This window comes from Clostridium sp. AM25-23AC, assembly GCF_003435125.1.
GTDB classification, from domain to species: Bacteria; Bacillota; Clostridia; order Lachnospirales; family Lachnospiraceae; genus Pilosibacter; species Pilosibacter fragilis.
Genome location: NZ_QWGI01000099.1, coordinates 1 through 741, shown reverse-complemented (window position 1 = coordinate 741; position 741 = coordinate 1). Strand labels below are relative to the sequence as shown.

Sequence of the window (741 nt, the reverse complement as noted above, 5' to 3'; positions counted from 1 at the left end):
GAACAGCTGCGTGTCAAACCATTCCTCCCACAAGTTTTCAAACATGCTCCGGCTATCCGTAAAGGTAATTGCATCTTCAAAACCTTGCGGTGGTCTATAATACTGTAACTTGACAAAACCATATCTTCCAGCATCCACAACAAGTATATTTTCAATCTCATACAGCTCTGCAAAAGCATCTGCAACTTTTCTGCATTTCTCCCTTTCATCGTCTGTAATGTATTTTTCTTTCACGATTAACCATCCTCCTGTTTCAAAACCACACTACCTGCATCTATATCCTCATTCTTCTGAAATAATCATTATCGTTTTTACCATTTGCATATTTTATGGTGCATACACGCACCATATTATTATAAGTTCCCTGCCATTAAAATACAAGGTAGGAAAGGAGTTGCCTGTATGATTAAATATGATCCACTTTGGCAAACGCTTAAGGCTAAGAACATCAGTCAGTACCAGCTCATTAAAGATTACGGCATTGACAAAGCACAGCTTCAGCGACTCCGGCAAAATATGGTGGTAAAGACCATTATTCTGAACAGGCTATGTCAGATACTTGACTGCCGGATTGAAGATATTATGGAATATGTTCCAGATGACAAGTAGAGGTATTGTTTATGATTGATTGACAATGCCTTTTTTGTTGCTCTTTTTTCTTTTACACCTTTGGACATTGTGTCCAGAAGTGTCCTGCTATTACTTTTATTATCTCCGTAAATATAACGATAATCCTCACAA

At 37.7% G+C, this 741-nt stretch carries 2 protein-coding genes; one reads left to right on the top strand and one right to left on the bottom strand.

Going from position 1 to position 741, the window contains the following annotated elements:
• A partial coding sequence (locus DW677_RS18110; protein ID WP_117567943.1) for a hypothetical protein occupies positions 1-234 on the bottom strand: 234 nt, incomplete at its 3' end.
• A gap of 168 nt (positions 235-402) precedes the next feature.
• Between DW677_RS18110 and DW677_RS18105 the strand changes: the two genes are divergently transcribed.
• The gene (locus DW677_RS18105) at positions 403-609 is read left to right on the top strand and encodes a helix-turn-helix transcriptional regulator (protein WP_035779437.1); all 207 of its coding nucleotides are present in this window, start codon (positions 403-405) and stop codon (positions 607-609) included.
• Positions 610-741 lie beyond the last annotated feature (132 nt).

What these genes read in the sequence shown, in the direction of transcription:
- DW677_RS18105 (WP_035779437.1), top strand. Translation starts at nt 403, where the DNA reads ATGATTAAATATGATCCACTTTGGCAAACGCTTAAGGCTAAGAACATC.